A 19,358-nucleotide genomic window follows, 5' to 3' on the forward strand; every position below is an offset into this window, starting at 1 on the left:
GCGGGATCACTGAATGATCCACTTCTCTCCACTTTTCCCCACAATGATACAGTCTAGGTGCCACTCTGATCCCCTGTCAAGGAAAAATACGTTAAGATTTGTACAATGTTGGTTTACTTTTTACTTGCGCATTTAGTTACTTTCGTTAACTATTTGTTTAATAATTAAACGAGAGGTGGAAACGTGCGCGCTAAGCTGTGGATTATCGGTGTCAGCATTGCTGTTTTTTTGTGTGGCGAGCTCGTAGTTGCCCGTGTGATTAGTTCCGATCGTGCCAGTGTTATTGAAACAAATCGTTATGTAGGCTTAGAGCAATTATCAACCGTTCGTGCTCGTTTAGAAGGTTTACTGCAAGCAAACCTAATTGCGATTCGGCAACTTCGCACTGAGTTAATGTTAAATCCGGACTTAGATGAAGAACGCTTTCAAAGAATTTCTTCGAGTTTACTTACCTCCGAGTTACATATTCGCCATCTTGCTATAGGTAAGAATTATCGAATTGTGATGATTTACCCTCTTGATGGCAATGAAAGTGCTTTGGATTTTGATTATCGTAGCCAACCTGAACAATTAAATTCATTCATGGCAGCCCTCGAAACAGGTGAAATAACTATTAATGGGCCAGTAAGTTTAGTGCAGGGCGGTAGCGCCCTTATTGCCCGTGTTCCCGTTCCTCAAGATGAAAGCCAAAACCATATCGTTATTTCACAAGTAATTGATCACGAACGGCTATTTCACGATGCTGGCTTGGATCAACACCCATTCCTGCAAATTAGTTTGCGAGGCAACGATGGCCTCGGGCAAGCTGGAAACGTTATATTCGGTGACGAAGATTTGTGGCAAAGTGATCCCATTACTCAAGATGTTTTACTTCCCACAGGCTCATGGGTACTGGCTGCGGCACCCGCCGACGGCGATTGGTTGCCAGCAGATTACCCAATGGTTACCTCATGGTTAATTGGCACGTTGGTAGTTTTGTTGTTGACATTACTAACCGGCATGGTTCTTTTAAACCAGCAACGGGTTCGTGAAGCCTTTCGCTTGATAACAAAGCAGGCTCGCTTTGATACGCTCACAGAACTACCCAACCGGCACTACTTTCAAGAGCAACTGGGTAACTATCTGGATAGTTGCGAACGCCGCCGCGAAAAATGTGCTCTTTTGTTTATCGATCTTGATCATTTCAAAGAAGTAAACGATGCGCTTGGGCATGCCGCTGGTGATGAACTGCTTGTCATTATTGGCAATCGCTTGCGAGCTTCGTTGCGAAAAGACGATATTGTAGCGCGGCTGGGAGGTGATGAATTTGTTGTGGTTATGAAAAACATCACTGAAGCCATGCATGCGCAAGTACAAGCGCAAAAACTACTGAAACATATTCACGAGCCCGTAACCCTCGGAGACCAAGATGTTATCGTGAACTCTTCGATTGGCATCGCCATTTATCCTAGCGATGGTGAAAGTGTTGATGAATTATTAAAATCAGCCGATTTAGCTATGTACAACGCGAAAAATACCGGCCGTGGCACTACCTCATTTTTTAATGCTGATTTACGCCAACAAGCGGCTTCACACGTGGAATTGCATCATGCCATTATGCTGGGCTTGCAAAATGATGAATTTTTTATTGATTACCAACCCGTTGTAAATTCTAAAGATGGTTCGCTTCACAGTGTTGAGGCTTTAGTTCGTTGGCAACATCCTGTGCATGGCTTAATGGCACCGAAAGCATTTATTCCGATAGCTGAGAAAAGTGGTGCTATTCGTGAACTCGGTAACTTTGTGTTAAACCAAACCTGCTTAGATATTCCAGCCCTGCGCGAAGCACATATCACCGGCCGTGTTGCGGTGAATTTTTCTTCTCATCAGTTTTATGATCAAATGGCCGTAGATACATGGTTTGCGATTATGGCCCAACACAATATTGCGCCAAGTAATTTTACTTTCGAAATAACTGAATCGATGCTGTTACCCGATCGTGAACGTCAGCGCGATCTCTTACTAAGCATTCGCCACAAAGGAATACAACTTGCGATTGATGATTTTGGTACCGGCTACTCTTCTACGAGTTATTTGCAGCACTTCCCTGTATCGATGCTAAAAATTGATAAAAGCTTTGTTGATAGAGTGCCTGAGGATAGACATCAAACCGCTCTTCTTGCCGCCCTTATTCACATGGCTCGTGCACTGGAAATAGATGTTGTTGCTGAAGGGGTAGAACAAGTAAATCAAGTGGAGTTTTTGAACAAACACTGTGCCGATTTAATTCAGGGCTTTTACTTTGCCCGGCCAATGCCGATTGCAGAATTAATTGAGCGCTATGGTGGAAAGAGTGCAGCTAAAGGCAACACAGAATTAGCTAAGAAAGATAACTAGAAAAGAAGTTGGAGTCAGCCATTAAGCCGGGTTTTGTCGTGGACAATCATTCGTCTAGGACTATGGTCACCCATAGCCTCAAGCAACCTACCCGGATCCGAGGCGGGCCGCCCCAAGAATCCCTATTTGGTCTTGCTCCGAGTGGAGTTTACCCAGCCACGAACTGTTACCAGCCGTGCGGTGCGCTCTTACCGCACCCTTTCACCCTTACCTGATCCCACACTTTCTTGCGAAAACATGGGCCATCGGCGGTTTGCTCTCTGCTGCACTTGTCGTCGGCTCACGCCGCCCAGGCGTTACCTGGCACCCTGCCCTATGGAGCCCGGACTTTCCTCCCCTCGCGTTAACCCGAAAGTTACGTAAGCGGCGATTGTCTTGGCTGACTCCGAGCGCGAGTATACCTCAGTGCAGTTTGCGGGGAAAGGAATAAGGCATTGCTGAACATAACAACTAAAACTCCCAGCTGTTTGCTTAACCGCGCCGCCAACAATTAAAGCGTGTGCTTGTATAGATCATTGGCCCGTAAGTTATAATGGCTAGCTACAATTTTAGCTGCCTTTTTAGGCGGGAGCTCATTGTTTAATAGAGTTAGTAACTGCAATGCCTCGGCAGGAATACTGTGGTCATGTGCCGGCGCACCAGCAATCATTAGCACCATTTCTCCGCGTTGTTGATTCGAATCAGCGGTAACCATTGCGAGTACTTCTGCAACACTTCCACTTAGGTAAGTTTCAAATTGCTTGGTAATCTCGCGGCCAATCACAACCTGGCGTTCCGGCCCAAATGCTTCCTGCACTGCGGCTAAAGTATCAAGAATTCGGCGTGGAGCTTCGTAAAAAACCATGGTTGCCGTTTCATCTTGTAAACGTTGCAATGCACTTAGCCGTGCTTGTTGTTTTGGCGATAAAAAGCCACAAAATAAAAACCGATCGGTAGGCAACCCTGAGGCCGACAATGCGGTAATAGCAGCACAAGCACCTGGCAGGGCCACCACGGGCACACCAGCACCGCGGCATGCATTCACCAATGGATAACCAGGATCGCTGATCAAAGGCGTTCCGGCATCGCTGATTAGTGCGATACTTTGCCCTTCTTGAATACGTTGAACGATAGCTTCGGCTTTTTGCCGTTCATTATGTTCATGTACCGCCCACAACTTACTCTCAATACCAAAATGATTGAGCAACACACTGCTATGGCGCGTATCCTCAGCGGCTATAACATCAACACTGCGAAGAACCTCAAGCGCCCGTAACGTGATATCATTTAAGTTGCCAATCGGCGTTGGCACGATATAAAGGGTTCCGGTTTTCATTTTTCGCTCTCTTTACGCAGTTGTATGGCAGCGATATTTGTTTCACTGCGAATGGCAGTTTATAGTAGAGCATCGCTCGTTACATGAGATGGTTATTGTGCCAAATAAGTTAGCTCGTTGCATATTTGTTTTCGCTGTAGGCGCAATTGCGCTTGCTGGATGTAGCTCTGCCCCAGAGCAAAGAACAGAGCCCGAACCGGTTACTGATACCCGAACGCCAGATGCTCCGGCAATATCAGCTGATATGTTGCTGGCAGAAGCGCGTTCAGCTGCTCCTGGATACCAACAGCAGGAATTATTGCTTGCCGCAGCAACTCAATTTCTAAATGAAGATAACACCCAAAAAGCAGGCGTGGTATTAAGTGTAATAAATCCTCAGCAGATTCGCCCGGAAGCAGCGAACCGCTTGCAATTGCAAAAAGCTCGATTCGCCGCAGCTTTGGAAAACTGGCAACGCGTGCTTGAACTTACTGATGATTTAAATCAGCAATTAAACCAACGAGCGGCGAGAGCGCAACTCTACACATTGCGCTACCAAGCCTTTGAAAATTCTGGCAAGTGGCTTGAAGCTGCGCAGCAGTTAATATTGCGCACCCGCTATACCGATGATGTTGATTATGCTGTTATCTGGCAAGTGCTTACGCAAGTACCCGCAGAGTATTGGCGTGAATCGCGCTACCAAAGTGATGAGCTTACTCGTGGTTGGTTTAGTTTAATGCAGCAACTTACCCAAGCGCTCGATTATAACCGCCCTGTGGCAACAGCTTTGGAAGCTTGGCAGCGCACATACCCGGATCATCCGGCGCAAAATATAGCCGAGGAAATGCTCACTACAGAGATATTTACCCATCGGCCTCAGCATATTGCCGTATTATTGCCTTTATCTGGGCCATTGGCAGACCACGGCATCGCGGTACGCAATGGCGTGCTTGGTGCATTGAGTGCTGATCGCCCAGAGATAGTGAGCTTTTACGATACCGCAACGTTGAACCCTGAGGATATTCAGAAGCGACTGCTAGAAACGGGGGTTGATTTCGTTATCGGCCCACTGGATCGCGCGGCAATCGATGCATTCGTACCTTATGCACAAGGCCCGTGGAATCAACTTTGGTTGAATCAGCAGCCCGACGATATGCCGATGCAATCTGAACATGCATTTTTTGCCTTAGATTCAGAATCGGAAGCAGAAAGTGCGGTGCGTTGGTTAGATTCGAAGGGCCACAAAAATATATTGTTATTGGGGCCTGATACGCAACGAGGCAGCAACACAGCAATGCGGCTCGAAGATTGGTGGCAACAACACCATGGTAACCAAAGCATTCGCTCGGCTTTTTATTCTTCTAGTAATGATATGCCGGAAGCGGTTCAGGAAGCGCTGAGTGTAACCCTAAGCCAGCAAAGAATAGATCGCATTGAAGCTGTACTGGCTCGGGATCAAAGTTTGCGTTCACCACGCGGTGAAGCCGCTGAGCTAAATTACGAAGTGCGTAGCCGGCAAGATATCGATGCTATTTACTTGCTCGGTGATGCTAACCAAGTTCGATTGTTAAAACCTTATATTGACGTAAATTTAAGTGCTTTTGGCAAGCGAATTCCGGTGTATGCAAGCAGTGCAGTTCACCAAGAACAGCGGAGCTTGGGTGAGAATGATTTAAACAATGTTTATTTTTCAGATGCTCCATGGACACTTCGCGATAGCCTTGAACCTGATCTTAAGCAGCAACTTAGTAATGCTATGTTGCCATGGACATTAAACCGACAACGCTTAATTGCGATGGGATTTGATGCATTTGAAATGGTTCCTAAGTTTTCGATAATGTTACGTTTTTCTGGTTATCAATATCCGGGATTAACGGGGCAATTGCGTATTTCTAACCAAATAGTTGAACGCGAGCTAGATTGGGCTAGGTTTGATGGACACGAAATCAAACTGGAAGTGCAAAGCTATGTCAACTCGCGAGGTCGGAACTAGTTACGAATTACTAGCAGAGCAGTTTTTGCAAGATAAAGGCATGCTGCCGCTAGCCCGAAATCAACGCGTGCACTACGCTGAAATTGATTTAATTTTGAAAGATTGCGAGTATTTGGTTTTCGTTGAAGTAAAATATCGGCGTGATCAAAATTTCTCACAGATTTTAGAACAACTTCGGATATCACAATTAGAACGGATAAAGCATGCCGCGAAAGTTTGGATGACAACCGAAAATATCATTGAGCATCAAACCTCATGCCGTTTTGATTTAGTAACGATAACAGGTGAACCCTTTCACATTGAATGGTTTAAGGACGCGTTTTAAACATGCAAGATACCATTAAGGCCTATTTTAACGAGAGCATTCAAATTCAGGTTGCCGCTTCTGATGCGCTTGCCGTGTCTATTCAGCATGCAGCTGATTTGATGGTTTCATCACTGCTTGAGGGTAGAAGAGTTTTTTCTTGTGGTGATGGCAACAGCAGTTTCATCGCTCAACATTTTACTGATTTATTGCTACACGGTAGCCAATTAGAGCGCCCTCCTTTTCCAGCAATTACACTTGGCGTTAATTCAACACATCCGGCACAAGAAGCGTGTTTAGCTCGTCAGCTTAGCGCTCTCGGCTCTAAAGGTGATTTGTTAGTTGCGTTCGTTAGCCAGCAACAATCAGAGCGAGTACACCAAGCGATGGAAGCGGCGCTCTCGCGGGAAATGACCATTATTGCCATTATTGGTGATGACGCTCAAGAAATTACTAGTTTACTTGGCCCCGCTGATATCGAAGTGCGCATCCCGAGCACAAGCTCGCTGCGTATTGTTGAACAGCAGCTGTTCCTCAGCCAATTACTATGTGATTTGATTGAACAACGAATATTTCACGGAGGGTAGAAATCTGTGTTCCGTAGATACCTGATTCTGTTGATTCTTACCACCCCGCTCCTGCAAGGATGCGCTGCTGCGATTGTTGGTGCAACCGTTGGTGGCACAGTTGTAGCGCTCGATAACCGGGGCGTAAATCAACAACTAGATGATTCTGGTTTGCGCTTGGAAATGGCTTCTGCCTTACGAGAAAACGATGCTTTTGCTGAGCAACGAATAAAGTTCGTAGCCTATAACGGCGATATATTGCTGTATGGACAAGCTGAAAGTGAAGCAATATCTCGTAACGCCGAAGCAAAGGCACGTAATATTGAAGGGGTAGTTCGCGTATATAATCAGATTCGGGTGGGCGAAACTGCTAACCTAGTTGCGCGCGCTGACGATACTTGGATTACCACACGGGTAAAAGCGCTACTGTTGCGCGATCAAGAGTTTGATATTTCCGGTATTAAGGTAATTACCGAAAATAATGAAGTATTCTTACTAGGCATTATAGACCGCGCAAGCGCCGATAGAGCTATTGATATTGCCCGTAACGTGCGCGGCGTAAGAAAAGTTATCGATGTGCTTACTATTCAATAGCAGTGCAACTATTTTACTACGGTTAATGTAGGGCCTTTTTTAGGCTTTTCCGGTTGATCGTTATTATTACTGGAGTTGGAATTATCATGCTGCTCAGCACTTTCTCCTTCTACTTCAGATAGCAACGCATCTTCGGGTTCAAAAATAGTGCCAGCACCATTTTCCCGCGCATAAATCGCTAGAATAGAACCGATAGGCAGTACAATTTTTTGATCTTGGCCATTAAAACGCGTTCTAAAACTCACCTGCTCGTTCCCCATAATGAGGCCTTGTATTGCACCGGGCAATACGTTCAAAACAATTTGGCCATCTTGTACGAACTGTTGCGGAACCTCTACGTATGGGTACTCAGCATCTACCACAAGATGCGGCGTTAAATCATTCTCTACCAACCATTCGTAAAGCGCTCTGAGAATATATGGGCGTTTCGGCGTCATGGGGTTGCTCCCGAATTAACTGCGATAATCTGTGATTAAAAAACAAAAAAGGCCAGTTTTAGCTGGCCTGTTTTATGAAGTATAACCTTAGTATAAATTAGTATTCAAACTACTGTTACCTTAACTTCAGCTGTATTAGCTACGGCCAATTTCACGTTCATCTTCAGTTAGTGAATCACGGAAAGATTCCCGATCAAAAACGCGAAGCATATAAGATTTTACTTCTTTGGCGCCGGCGCCAGCAAGTTCAATACCATACACCGGTAAACGCCACAACAACGGCGCTAAATAACAATCTACCAAGGTAAATTCTTCACTCATAAAATAAGGCATTTCGGCGAACACAGGAGCTAGAGCCAATAGGCTTTCTTTCAATTCTTGGCGTGCTGCTTCAGCTTCTTTCTTTGTGCCTTTCAGAATAGTATCAGCTAGCGCATACCAATCACGTTCAATGCGATACATCATTAAGCGGCTCGTGCCACGGGCAACCGGGTATACAGGCATTAGTGGCGGATGTGGGAACCGCTCATCAAGGTATTCCATGATGATCTGTGCTTTGTACAACACCAGTTCGCGGTCAACTAATGTAGGTACATTATCAGCGTAAGGGTTTAACTGCAGCAAATCTTCAGGTTGGTTATCCTGTTCAACAAATGCAATTTCAACGGTTACGCCTTTCTCAGCCAACACGATACGTGTTTGATGACTGAATAAATCATCTTTCCCTGAATATAGGGTCATTACTGAACGCTTATTGGCGGCAACAGCCATAAGATTCTCCACTCTCTGAAAACAGCAAAGGGGGCGAAATTTCGCCCCCGAAAATATAACTTATCTTTCAAATACCTAGTGCAGCTAATTACTTAACGTCACGCCAGTATTCTTTTTTCAGCAAAATACTGAGTATAAGTAAAATCAGTAAGAAACCGATTACAAACATACCCATGCGCTGACGTTCAAGAATCATCGGCTCGCCAGTGTAAACAAGGAAATTGGTAAGATCGAGCATCGCTTGATCGAACTCTTCATCGCTCATCGAGCCGGTACCATCAGATTTAATACCTACATAAACTTCTTTCATTTCACCATCAACGAGGCGACGTTCCCAAGTTTTGCGCGGAACACCTTGAAGCTCTTGTAATACGTGAGGCATACCCACGTTTTCAAAAACTTCGTTGTTCACGCCAAACGGGCGGCTATCATCAACATAGAAACTACGGAAGTAAGTATATAGCCAATCAGCACCACGTACTCGGGCTACCATAGTTAAATCTGGTGGTGTTAAGCCGAACCACTCTGCAGATGCATCAGCATCGATAGAAGAAAACTTATGCGAGCCAACACTATCACCAGTGAATTGTAGAAATTCTTCGCCTAAATCCAGCGGAATATCTAAATCTTCAAAGGTACGCTGATAACGCTGATATTCCATGCTATGGCAGCCTAGGCAATAGTTCATGTATATCTGCGCACCGCTTTGTAGCGAAGCTTTATCTGATTGATCAATGTTCGCTTTATCTAGCGGGCCTGAATAACCTGCTGCAATTGCAGCAGCAGGTATTAGGAATGCCAGAGCCATTAGAAATCGCTTCATCATTTCGTCAACCTCTCAGGAAGTGGCTTAATCTTCTCATTCTTACTGTATATAAACAGGAAGATAAAGAATCCGAAGTACAACACTGTACAGATACGTGCAATGAGTGTGTATAAATCAGTTGCTGGCATCACACCTAGGTAACCTAAGATAATGAAGCTAATTACGAACTGAGTTAAGTTCACTTTATGCAACGTGCTGCGATAACGAATTGACCGAGCTTTCGAGCGATCTAGCCATGGTAATAATGCAAGCACTACGATTGCACCACCCATTGCAATTACACCCAGTAACTTATCAGGTACTGCACGTAAAATTGCATAGAACGGCGTGAAGTACCAAACCGGCGCTATGTGATCAGGCGTTTTCATTGGATCAGCTGCGGTAAAGTTAGGTGGCTCTAGGAAGAAGCCGCCCATCGTTGGCGCATAGAAAATCACCAATGAACACAAAATCAAGAAGCCAACCAAGCCTACGATATCTTTTACTGTGTAGTAAGGATGGAAAGGAATCGCATCCACAATATCGTACTTATCGGTGTAGCGTGGGTGGAACTTGTATTGCGCTTGATCTTCTGGTTTCACAGTACCTTTTGGCTTCTTAATATCGATGCCATCTGGGTTGTTTGAACCTACTTCGTGTAACGCAATTAAGTGTAGGAATACTAGGATTACGATAACCAAAGGCAACGCGATTACATGCAATGCAAAGAAGCGGTTTAGGGTAGCCCCTGAAATAACGTAATCACCGCGAATCCAGGTTGTTAAATCATCGCCGATAATAGGTATCGCACTGAAGAGCGAGATAATTACCTGAGCACCCCAGTAAGACATTTGTCCCCAAGGCAACAAGTAACCCATAAATGCTTCAGCCATCAACACGAGGAAGATTAGCATACCGAAAATCCACAGTAGTTCGCGTGGCTTCTGGTAAGAACCGTACATCATGCCTCGGAACATGTGCAAATACACAACTACGAAGAACGCGGATGCACCAGTAGAATGCATATAACGAAGCAGCCAGCCGAATTCAACATCACGCATGATGTATTCAACTGAAGCGAACGCTCCCTCAGCACTTGGGTTGTAGCTCATGGTAAGCCAAATACCAGTAACGATTTGGTTTACCAAAACAACGATCGCAAGTGAGCCCATTAAATACCAAAAGTTGAAGTTCTTTGGCGCTGGATACTCAGTTACGTGCAACTTCATAGAGTTGCTAAAAGGGATCCGTTTATCAATCCAATTCATTAAGGACATTAGGCAGCTCCCTCTTCTTCACCAACTAAGATTGTTTCATCATCGATGAAATAATGTGGTGGAATCATAAGGTTGGTGGGCGCCGGAACACCTTGGAATACACGGCCAGCGATATCAAAACGCGAACCATGGCAAGGGCAGAAGAACCCAGCATCAACACCCTCCATTGCGCCAAAATCGCGCTGGATAAACTGCGGTGAGCAGCCAAGGTGTGTACAGATACCTACCGCAACAAACCACTCTGGGTTAATTGACCGGTGTTTGTTCTTGGCATATTCAGGCTGTTGTGGTTCATCAGAATCAGGGTCGCGTAGGTTGTTTTCCACTAGTGGTAAACTATCTAACATGGCTTGAGTACGACGAATAACCCATACAGGGCTTCCTCGCCACTCAGAGCGAACCAACTGACCAGGCTCAATTTTATCAATCTTCATTTCCACCGGAGCACCCGCTATACGGGCTTTAGCGCTCGGATTCCATGAAGCTATAAAAGGCACGGCAGCACCAACAACTCCTGCACCACCTACTACCGAAGTAGCAACGGTCAGAAACCGGCGGCGGCCTTTATCTACAGGCGCATTGCTCATCCATCTCTCTCCAATTTGGACGCTGTGCGAAATTACGCAGCTTATTTAACTCAATGCTCGCACGAAAAAAAATCTATCCAATGATAATGAAAATTCACACTCTTTACAAGGTAAACGCACGATCAAATCAGATAGATCTGATGTTTATTTTTGCGTTAGTGTGGTGTTCGAGTAATATTCTGCAAGGCAGGAAAAATAAGGGCTAGCGGAAGGTAGTTTATGTAATAACTAGTTCAGTAGATATAAAAAAGCCCGGAATAATCCGGGCTTTCGTAGGCCTGCCAATTTCCAGCTTAACGCTTAGAGAATTGTGGACGCTTACGCGCTTTGTGTAGACCAACTTTCTTACGCTCAACTTTACGCGCATCACGAGTAACATAACCCGCTTTACGTAATTCGCCGCGTAAGGCTTCATCGTACTGCATAAGTGCACGAGTAATACCGTGACGAATTGCACCCGCTTGACCAGTAGTACCACCGCCAGTAACGGTAACGTAAAGGTCGAACTTCTCAGTTACTTCAAGAAGCTCTAACGGCTGACGCACTACCATGCGCGCAGTTTCACGACCGAAGTATTCTTCGAGCGTACGATTGTTAATTTTAATGTCACCGCCGCCAGCACGCATAAATACGCGAGCTGTAGAGCTTTTGCGACGACCTGTACCGTAGTATTGATTATCTGCCATCTGTATATGCTCCGTATTAAATCTCTAAAGTTTTAGGCTGCTGAGCTACATGTGCATGCTCAGGACCCGCAAACACTTTAAGCTTACGGAACATGGCACGACCCAAAGGACCACGCGGCAACATGCCTTTTACGGCTGCTTCGATGATCATTTCTGGCTTCTTCGCCTGTAGCTTTTCAAAGCTGATAGACTTCAAACCACCTGGGTAACCACTGTGCGAGTGATAGATTTTGTTTTTTGCTTTATTACCGGTAACGGTAATTTTTTCTGCATTAACAACAACGATATAATCGCCAGTATCCACGTGTGGAGTATATTCAGGCTTGTGCTTGCCACGCAAACGAGTTGCGATCTCAGTGGCCAAACGACCAAGAGTTTTACCGTCTGCATCAACTACGAACCAGTCGCGCTTTACAGTTTCTGCTTTTGCTACAAATGTTTTCATGAGTTATCTATTACCCAAATTCATGAGTTTACCTGGGGCCTTCCGGGCTTCCCCGCGAAATGCCAATTATGTTTCACCCCGCTTTGAACCGGGGGAGGTAACGTGGGCGGCGGGTATTATATACACGGACGCAATTAAACGCAACGGCGATCAGGCCTAGATCGTATTAATTTATGGAAGATGCTCGCTACCTAAATACTCGTGTGATTGCATTTCTTGCAACCGGCTTAAACAACGGCGAAATTCGAAGCTTAGCGTGCCGCCGCTATAGAGTTCTTGCATGGGCACTTCAGCCGACATAATAAGTTTTACTTTGTGCTCATAAAACTCATCCACCAAAGCAATAAACCGACGGGTGGCATCGTCTTTATCACGGCTCAATTGCGGTACATTACTAATCAATATGGCGTGATATAACCGCGCCAACTCAATGTAATCGTTTTGGCTTCTTGGCCCTTCACAGAGCTCTTTGAAATCAAAAAATGCCACATCATCTGCTTCACAGCGTACTAGTATGTTGCGGCCATTCACTTCTATAGGTTCATCACAACGATGAGCTTGATGTTCCGGTGCAAGCTGATGGAAATAACGTACCAGGTTTTCATCGGCTGCTTTATCGAGCGGGGAATGATAAATCTCTGCCTGTGTAAGTGTACGCAGACGATAATCCACACCACCATCAACATTTACAATTTCACAATTTTGATTTAACAACTGAATAGCTGGTAAAAACCGAGCTCTTTGCAATCCGTTTTTATATAAATCATCGGGCACTATATTTGAGGTTGCAACCAGCACCACGCCCTCTTCAAACAAAGCTTCGAGCAAAGTGGCTAAAATCATAGCATCGGTAATATCTTGCACAAAAAACTCATCGAAGCAGATAACCCTAGCTTCGGTGGCAAACTTAGCTGCAATTAACGGCAACGGATCAGATTTGCCTTTTAACGCTTTCAGTTCCGCGTGTACCCGATGCATAAAGCGATGAAAGTGCACACGCCATTTGCGCTCGAACGGCAGTGCGTTATAAAAGGTATCTACAAGATAGGTTTTACCCCGGCCTACTCCACCCCAAAAATATAAACCTTGAATTTGCTGCTTTTTTTTACCGAGTAAGGTTCTGGATATCTTTTTGAAGCCTTTGCCGGGTTTATTCCCAATAAGATCATCGAACAAACGCTGAAGATGCTTAACGGCCTCTTCCTGCGCTGGATCGTGGTGAAAATCTGAACGTGTTAAATCACGTTGATATGCTGCTAACGGTGTATTTACATTTTCCGACACAAATTTGCCTGACATCTGACGACTGTTTGAATCATTACATGATACCATCATGCATTGAGGATTATGTAACAAGAATCTAGTATTATGGAACTTGTTGCTAATATTACAATTGAACGCCCCGGTAGGCGTTGAAACCAGCTAAAATATAACAAAGCATTAGTAAGCACCAAGTTTTGGTGTGAGTAACGGCTGAATATGAGCTGAATATGAGTAAGAGGAACACAATATGGATTGGTTAATAGGAATTTTACTACTAATCGCGGGGGTGATAATCGGCTTTTTCGCCGCGCGTTTTTATCTTTCCCAAACCGGCGATACGGCAGAATTAAAATCACAAATAGAGAGCTCGCAACAGCAGTTTGAGGCCTATCGTAAAGATGTGGTAGAGCAACTTGCTTCCGCCCGCCAACTCGCCTCTGAAGTAACCGATATTCAGCATCGTTTAAACTTGTTTTTGCAAGATAGCCAGCATTTGCTTGAGCAAGATAAAGATTGGCAGCAACCGTTATTGTTTTCTGAAGAAACCATTCGCTCAATTCGCAAGGCCAACGTGATGAATAGAGATCGCAGAGAAGATAGCGAAACAGCTGATTCTCCGCCTCGTGATTACTCTGAGCCTGGCAGTGGGTTATTTACGCCAGTGCCGAAAGCGTTGAAAGAAGAATAACGCTCGAACCACATTAAAAAATATTCTCTCAGGGCGCTTCGGCGCCCTGTTTGCGTTTTTATCCTCTTGAATTTTTTTTACAGCGAACTTATTTCCGATTTTGATGGTCTTTGTTTTGCACCTTCAATGGTTTTTGCCCTGAACAATTGATGTCTATTCGGAGTAATATTGATGAGAAAATTAACATCCTTCATTACCACACTGGCGCTGGCCAGTATTCTAACCCTTCAAGCCGGCTTTAGCGCGCAAGCACTTGCAAACCAAGTAAATGCTCAACAAGCAAATACTCAGCAAGCCTATGCCAATTTCCCTGCCGCTCATACCAACGAAAGAGGCATTCCAACTCTAGCCCCTATGCTTGATGAGGTTACCCCTGCTGTAGTGAATATATCGGTACAAGGAAAGCGCGTAACACGCCAACGCTTACCGGAAGCTTTTCGCTTTTTCTTCGGGCCAAACTCACCTCGTGAAGAAGTTCGCGAGCAACCGTTTCAAGGCCTCGGCTCAGGCGTTATTATTGATGCCGATGCAGGGCTTGTGGTAACCAATGCACACGTTGTTAATGATGCTACTGAAATAACCGTTACTCTTCGCGATGGCCGCCAATTCGATGCACAAGTGCTCGGCCGCGATGAGGAATCGGATATTGCACTGCTGAAATTAGAAAATCCAAGAGATTTAGTATCTATAAACATCGGCAACTCAGATCAATTACGAGTAGGCGATTTCGTGGTGGCCATTGGCAACCCATTTGGCCTCGGGCAAACCGTTACCTCCGGCATTGTTTCTGCTCTGGGCCGCAGCGGCTTGGGAGTTGATAGGTTGGAAAACTTTATTCAAACCGATGCAGCCATTAATAGCGGAAACTCTGGAGGAGCGCTGGTTGATCTGGAAGGTAACTTAATTGGTATCAACACCGCGATCCTTGGCCCAACGGGAGGCAACATTGGCATTGGGTTTGCTATTCCAGCCAACATGATGAATAACTTAGTTGAACAAATAATTGAATTTGGGGAAATACGCCGCGGTGTTCTGGGCGTTCGTGGCGGTAACCTCACTCAAGAACTCGCCGAAGCACTTGATATCAATCGAGCACAAGGCGCATGGGTTAGTGAAGTAGTTGCCGATAGCGCAGCGCATAAAGCCGGTATTGAAGCGGGCGATGTAATTTTAGCGCTTAACGGCACCCCAGTTTATTCTTTTGCAGAACTTGCCGCAAAAGTAGGAACCATAGGTGCTGGGAGAACAGTTGAACTCACATTGCTACGCGATGGTAATGAACTTAACGTAACGGTTGAGCTTGACCAACAAGAGAGCCAACAAATAACGGCCGATATATTGCACCCTGCACTTCGGGGGGCAGAGTTAAGCACTCGGGATCAGCAAGGCGTTGTAGTTAGTGCTGTTGAAACCGATTCACCCGCCGCGCGCCTGGGTTTACGTGAGAACGACATCATTGTGGCCGTTAACCGCCAAGTAGTGAGCAACACTCGAGAACTGCAAAATCTTATTCAAAATACTCAGGGCGTTGTTGCGTTAAATTTGCTTCGGGGTAACTCGCAGCTCTATCTTGTGCTTCCTAACTAGCACGTTTGCAATCTCCGCCGGCCTCTATCAGAGGCCGGCCTTTCCTGCTATATTTAGTGTTATATTTCACCAATATGCGATTTACTTTGCTACCAAGCAGCTTTTGCTCGGCTAACTGTAAATTGCAATATCACTAAACTTTGTGAGAACCCATGACGGCTAAAAAGCGCCAAAAAAGCACGTTTAGCGAAATTTTTACGCAATACTTCTTAAAACCGGCACTTTTGGGTGTGGTTGTTGCACTTATTGTGTTGTGGGTGATAACACGCCAGCCAGCAGGCGAACAGCAAGAACAGTTAATACATGGCGAGCTAATGACTTTCTCAAGTGCCTTCGAGCGCGCTGCTCCTGCCGTTGTTAACATTTACACTGCACAATCGATTCGAGATGGCCGAGTACGTAGCCAGCCAGCAACAGCCATGCGCCTGGGTTCAGGCATTATTATGGATTCTCGCGGTTATATTTTAACGGCGTTGCATGTAGTTCAAAACGTAGATCAAATTGAAGTAGCATTACAAGACGGCCGCTTATTCGGCGCTCAATTAGTGGGTAGCGATGAACTTACTGATTTGGCAGTACTCAGAATCGATGCGAACAACCTACCAACGATTAGTGTAAATGAGAGTTACACCCCCCGCGCTGGCGATGTGGTGTTAGCGATTGGTAACCCTTACAACCTTGGGCAAACGGTAACCCAAGGCATTATTTCGGCTACCGGCCGAATTAGCTTAGGTAGTGCCTATGCAGAGTTTATTCAAATGGACGCCGCCATTAATGAAGGCAACTCGGGTGGCGCTGTGGTAAATAGCCGTGGCGAATTAGTGGGTATTGCCAGTGCCTCATATCAATCTGAATTCAGTAGCCGAGGCTCACAGGGTATTTATTTTGCTCTAGCCTACCCATTAGCGCAGCGAATTATGCGCCAGCTTATTAACGAAGGCGCAGTAACCCGCGGTTATCTCGGTATCACCGCTGGGCAATACTACAGTGATGATTTTTCTACTCGCGGATTACGGGTAGACGATGTGGTAGAACAAGGCCCAGCTTGGCGCGCTGGCTTGCGCACTGGTGATTTTATTTATGAAATTGGTGGCCGGGCTGTAACTTCAGTAAACCAAGGGCTCGATTTGGTAGCGGAAGCGACACCAGGCTCCGAATTAGAAATAAAATTCTATCGTGGTGGTGAGCCTAGAGCTGTTATTGTAACCATTGAGCAACTGCAGTAATACCCAGAGCTCTAGCAATAGAAACAAAAAAGCAGCGGTTTAAAAAACCTGCTGCTTTTTTATTTTCTAATCAATAAACGGAAAATAACTAATCTTGAGTGCGTTTTATCCGTGTTGGGCACATTTGCTCACGTTCAATTCTCGCGCCTAAGCCAGCAAGCTTAGTTTCAATTGATTCATACCCACGATCGATATGGTATACCCGTTCAACTTCAGTAACGCCTTCAGCAACCATTCCCGCAATAACTAATGAAGCAGAAGCGCGCAAATCTGTACACATCACTTGCGCACCGGTAAGTTTATCAACACCAGTACAAATCGCTGTGTTGCCTTCTAGCTCAATATCTGCGCCCATGCGCCGCAGTTCTGGAACATGCATAAAGCGGTTTTCGAAAATGGTTTCACGTACCCAGCAAGTGCCTTTCGCAATGCTATTCAACGCTATAAATTGCGCCTGCATATCAGTTGGAAAAGCCGGGTGCGGAGCAGTAACGATATTCACCGCTTTCGGCCGCCCATGGCTAATAAGCTCAATCCAATCTTCGCCCTTAATAATTTCAGCGCCAGCTTCGGTTAATTTTTTCAGAACCGAATCTAGAAAATCAGGATTAGTATGAGTGCACCGAATATGCCCTTGGGTAGCTAACGCAGCCACTAAAAAAGTGCCGGTTTCAATACGATCTGGCAGCACCGTATATTCACCACCGTGCAGCCTTTCAACCCCGTGAATAATAATTGTATCGGTACCCGCATCGCGAACATCAGCCCCTAAGGCATTCAAGAAACCTGCTAAATCAATAATTTCTGGTTCACGCGCCGCATTTTCAATAATGGTTTTGCCATTGGCTAAAGCCGCCGCCATCATCAGATTTTCGGTGCCGGTAACACTCACCATATCCATAATGATATGCGCACCTTGTAAACGGCCGCCATGAGCTTCTGGTACATGTGCTTTGATATAACCGTTCTCAACAACAACTTCAGCGCCCATTTGCCGCATACCATCGATATGCAGGTTCACTGGCCGCGCCCCGATCGCACATCCTCCCGGCAGAGATACTTCAGCTCTGCCGCATTTGGCGAGCAGAGGCCCGAGCACCAAGATAGAAGCACGCATGGTTTTAACTAATTCATAGGGTGCAATATGGTGATGATGTTTAGGTGGGGAAATAAGGTAACTATTAGCACCTTCACGTTGGTGTGGAATGCCGAGTTCGCCAAGCAAATCTAGTGAAGTTTCTACATCTTGAAGGCGCGGAACATTGTGAATTAACACTTCGCTATCGGCTAAAATCGACGCCAGCAAAATAGGTAAGGCTGCATTTTTCGCACCAGAGATGCGAACTTCACCTTCTAAGCGGGTACCGCCTTGAACTACTAATTTTTCCATCTTTTTACACTCAGCTAGGCATATTAAGCAGCTTTTCACGCTGCCATTTTTCTGGAGTGTACGCTTTGATGCTTAGCGCATGAATAGTACCGTCAGAAATTTTATCGTTTAAAGGCCGGTAAATCATTTGCTGTTGCTTTACGCGAGAAAGGTTGGCAAACGAAGCGCTAACCGCAATCACTTGGAAATGGCTACCTTCGCCGCTAACGTGTACTTCATCTAGCTCGAGTGCTTCTTGCAAAAGCGCTTCGATTTCATTCGGATTCATGGATTCTTCCGTTGTTTACTGTTTTGATTCCGCATAGCTTAACGAAAGCAGCTCAGTAACGCCACTCACCTCGGCAAATTGACGCAGTTGAGTGTTGGTATTCTGTAAAGACAACGAGCGGTTCGATTCTGCTAGCTCAGCGATTAGCTGAATGAACATAGCGATTCCAGAAGAATCAACCTGCTGCACATCACTACAATCAAGTGTTAAATCACCGCTGCTTCCAACCCAATCGCCGCGAGCGCGCCAAGCAGCGCCCACGTTATCGCGATTCAATTTGCCCGCTACGCGAACACAATCTTTATCTACCTTGAAGCTCAGATCTGACATTGTTTAATCATCACCTTGGCTAAAGAGAAATTGGCCTATCAAGTTTTCTAACACCATAGCTGAATTGGTGTTAAATATTGAATCGCCATCGGCTAAAACGAAGATATCATCGTCCATAAAGCCAGGCTCTAAACCAATATATTGTTCACCCAATAAACCAGAAGTAAGAATTGATGCAGTGCTGGTTTCCGGAAACTTTGCATACTTATTGCTGATACGCATCTCAACAACCGGTTCGAAATACTCGGAATCGAGCTCAATGCTCGCCACGCGGCCCACTACTACGCCACCTACTTTAACCGGTGAGCGTACTTTCAAGCCACCAATGTTGTCGAATTTCGCGTACAAGGTGTAAGTTTCCCCTCGCAGCGCATTACTCTGATTAGCTACCTGTAGCGCAAGAAAAATCAACGCAGCAATCGCTACCGAAATAAATACACCTACCAATAATTCAATTTTACGCATTTCCAT

Annotated in this window: 21 protein-coding genes and 1 other RNA gene; 8 read left to right on the forward strand and 14 right to left on the reverse strand. The window is 45.4% G+C overall.

Annotated features, from left to right (window positions below; all coding sequences use genetic code 11):
- The first annotated feature begins 183 nt into the window (after window positions 1–183).
- The gene (locus A28LD_RS09315) at window positions 184–2,376 is read left to right on the forward strand and encodes a putative bifunctional diguanylate cyclase/phosphodiesterase (protein ID WP_007420832.1); all 2,193 of its coding nucleotides are present in this window, start codon (window positions 184–186) and stop codon (window positions 2,374–2,376) included.
- A gap of 6 nt (window positions 2,377–2,382) precedes the next feature.
- On the opposite strand, the gene rnpB is transcribed toward A28LD_RS09315, so the two are convergent.
- Window positions 2,383–2,763: RNase P RNA component class A (rnpB, locus tag A28LD_RS12030), an RNA gene on the reverse strand.
- Between the two features lie 103 nt (window positions 2,764–2,866).
- Window positions 2,867–3,691, reverse strand: a complete 825-nt coding sequence (gene rsmI, locus A28LD_RS09320) for a 16S rRNA (cytidine(1402)-2'-O)-methyltransferase (RefSeq protein WP_007420833.1) — start codon at window positions 3,689–3,691, stop codon at window positions 2,867–2,869.
- A 97-nt stretch (window positions 3,692–3,788) separates the two neighbouring features.
- Here rsmI and A28LD_RS09325 point away from each other — a divergent pair, with 97 nt between their 5' ends.
- Genes A28LD_RS09325 through A28LD_RS09340 form a run of 4 tightly spaced genes read left to right on the forward strand, consistent with a single transcriptional unit; the run spans window position 3,789 to window position 7,127 of the window.
- Complete coding sequence (locus tag A28LD_RS09325; RefSeq protein ID WP_007420834.1) at window positions 3,789–5,663, forward strand: penicillin-binding protein activator; 1,875 nt, start codon at window positions 3,789–3,791, stop codon at window positions 5,661–5,663.
- Complete coding sequence (locus A28LD_RS09330) at window positions 5,638–5,988, forward strand: YraN family protein (protein ID WP_007420835.1); 351 nt, start codon at window positions 5,638–5,640, stop codon at window positions 5,986–5,988. Before A28LD_RS09325 ends, A28LD_RS09330 begins: the two co-directional genes overlap by 26 nt.
- A gap of 2 nt (window positions 5,989–5,990) precedes the next feature.
- A complete protein-coding gene (locus A28LD_RS09335; RefSeq protein WP_007420836.1) occupies window positions 5,991–6,554 on the forward strand; it encodes a D-sedoheptulose-7-phosphate isomerase in 564 nt (187 codons plus the stop codon).
- A gap of 6 nt (window positions 6,555–6,560) precedes the next feature.
- Complete coding sequence (locus A28LD_RS09340) at window positions 6,561–7,127, forward strand: BON domain-containing protein (RefSeq protein ID WP_007420837.1); 567 nt, start codon at window positions 6,561–6,563, stop codon at window positions 7,125–7,127.
- Window positions 7,128–7,135: 8 nt separating this feature from the next.
- On the opposite strand, the gene A28LD_RS09345 is transcribed toward A28LD_RS09340, so the two are convergent.
- The 8 genes from A28LD_RS09345 to zapE form a co-directional block, all read right to left on the reverse strand.
- Window positions 7,136–7,564 carry a ClpXP protease specificity-enhancing factor gene (locus tag A28LD_RS09345; protein ID WP_007420838.1) on the reverse strand — a complete coding sequence of 143 codons (429 nt, stop codon included), beginning with the start codon at window positions 7,562–7,564 and terminating at the stop codon, window positions 7,136–7,138.
- A 135-nt stretch (window positions 7,565–7,699) separates the two neighbouring features.
- On the reverse strand, window positions 7,700–8,335 hold the full coding sequence (gene sspA / locus A28LD_RS09350; RefSeq protein ID WP_007420839.1) for a stringent starvation protein SspA: 636 nt from the start codon (window positions 8,333–8,335) through the stop codon (window positions 7,700–7,702).
- Window positions 8,336–8,423: 88 nt separating this feature from the next.
- Window positions 8,424–9,158 (reverse strand): cytochrome c1, encoded by a 735-nt coding sequence (locus tag A28LD_RS09355; protein WP_040487290.1) that lies wholly within the window; start codon window positions 9,156–9,158, stop codon window positions 8,424–8,426.
- Window positions 9,158–10,417, reverse strand: coding sequence for a cytochrome b (locus A28LD_RS09360; protein WP_007420841.1), 1,260 nt, complete (start codon window positions 10,415–10,417; stop codon window positions 9,158–9,160). The genes A28LD_RS09355 and A28LD_RS09360 overlap by 1 nt, the downstream gene beginning before the upstream one ends.
- Window positions 10,417–11,004, reverse strand: coding sequence for a ubiquinol-cytochrome c reductase iron-sulfur subunit (gene petA / locus A28LD_RS09365; RefSeq protein ID WP_007420842.1), 588 nt, complete (start codon window positions 11,002–11,004; stop codon window positions 10,417–10,419). The genes A28LD_RS09360 and petA overlap by 1 nt, the downstream gene beginning before the upstream one ends.
- Window positions 11,005–11,297: 293 nt before the next feature.
- On the reverse strand, window positions 11,298–11,690 hold the full coding sequence (gene rpsI / locus A28LD_RS09370; RefSeq protein ID WP_007420843.1) for a 30S ribosomal protein S9: 393 nt from the start codon (window positions 11,688–11,690) through the stop codon (window positions 11,298–11,300).
- 16 nt (window positions 11,691–11,706) lie between these two features.
- Window positions 11,707–12,135, reverse strand: a complete 429-nt coding sequence (rplM, locus tag A28LD_RS09375) for a 50S ribosomal protein L13 (RefSeq protein ID WP_007420844.1) — start codon at window positions 12,133–12,135, stop codon at window positions 11,707–11,709.
- A gap of 171 nt (window positions 12,136–12,306) precedes the next feature.
- Window positions 12,307–13,434 carry a cell division protein ZapE gene (gene zapE / locus A28LD_RS09380; protein WP_040487213.1) on the reverse strand — a complete coding sequence of 376 codons (1,128 nt, stop codon included), beginning with the start codon at window positions 13,432–13,434 and terminating at the stop codon, window positions 12,307–12,309.
- 211 nt (window positions 13,435–13,645) lie between these two features.
- Here zapE and A28LD_RS09385 point away from each other — a divergent pair, with 211 nt between their 5' ends.
- From A28LD_RS09385 to A28LD_RS09395, 3 genes are all read left to right on the forward strand, one after another.
- Window positions 13,646–14,086 carry a YhcB family protein gene (locus tag A28LD_RS09385; protein ID WP_007420846.1) on the forward strand — a complete coding sequence of 147 codons (441 nt, stop codon included), beginning with the start codon at window positions 13,646–13,648 and terminating at the stop codon, window positions 14,084–14,086.
- 171 nt (window positions 14,087–14,257) lie between these two features.
- Window positions 14,258–15,673 carry a DegQ family serine endoprotease gene (locus tag A28LD_RS09390; RefSeq protein WP_007420847.1) on the forward strand — a complete coding sequence of 472 codons (1,416 nt, stop codon included), beginning with the start codon at window positions 14,258–14,260 and terminating at the stop codon, window positions 15,671–15,673.
- 152 nt (window positions 15,674–15,825) lie between these two features.
- Window positions 15,826–16,899, forward strand: a complete 1,074-nt coding sequence (locus A28LD_RS09395) for a trypsin-like peptidase domain-containing protein (RefSeq protein ID WP_007420848.1) — start codon at window positions 15,826–15,828, stop codon at window positions 16,897–16,899.
- An 88-nt stretch (window positions 16,900–16,987) separates the two neighbouring features.
- Here the strand turns inward: A28LD_RS09395 and murA are convergent, their stop codons facing one another.
- From murA to mlaD, 4 genes are read right to left on the reverse strand one after another with little or no spacing between them, the layout of a single operon-like run.
- The gene (murA, locus tag A28LD_RS09400) at window positions 16,988–18,289 is read right to left on the reverse strand and encodes a UDP-N-acetylglucosamine 1-carboxyvinyltransferase (RefSeq protein WP_007420849.1); all 1,302 of its coding nucleotides are present in this window, start codon (window positions 18,287–18,289) and stop codon (window positions 16,988–16,990) included.
- A 10-nt stretch (window positions 18,290–18,299) separates the two neighbouring features.
- Window positions 18,300–18,557, reverse strand: coding sequence for a BolA family protein (locus A28LD_RS09405; protein ID WP_007420850.1), 258 nt, complete (start codon window positions 18,555–18,557; stop codon window positions 18,300–18,302).
- Window positions 18,558–18,572: 15 nt separating this feature from the next.
- Complete coding sequence (locus A28LD_RS09410; RefSeq protein WP_007420851.1) at window positions 18,573–18,887, reverse strand: STAS domain-containing protein; 315 nt, start codon at window positions 18,885–18,887, stop codon at window positions 18,573–18,575.
- 3 nt (window positions 18,888–18,890) lie between these two features.
- A complete protein-coding gene (gene mlaD / locus A28LD_RS09415) occupies window positions 18,891–19,358 on the reverse strand; it encodes an outer membrane lipid asymmetry maintenance protein MlaD (protein WP_007420852.1) in 468 nt (155 codons plus the stop codon).

Source organism: Idiomarina sp. A28L (genome assembly GCF_000218785.1).
In the GTDB taxonomy this organism is placed as follows: domain Bacteria; phylum Pseudomonadota; class Gammaproteobacteria; order Enterobacterales; family Alteromonadaceae; genus Aliidiomarina.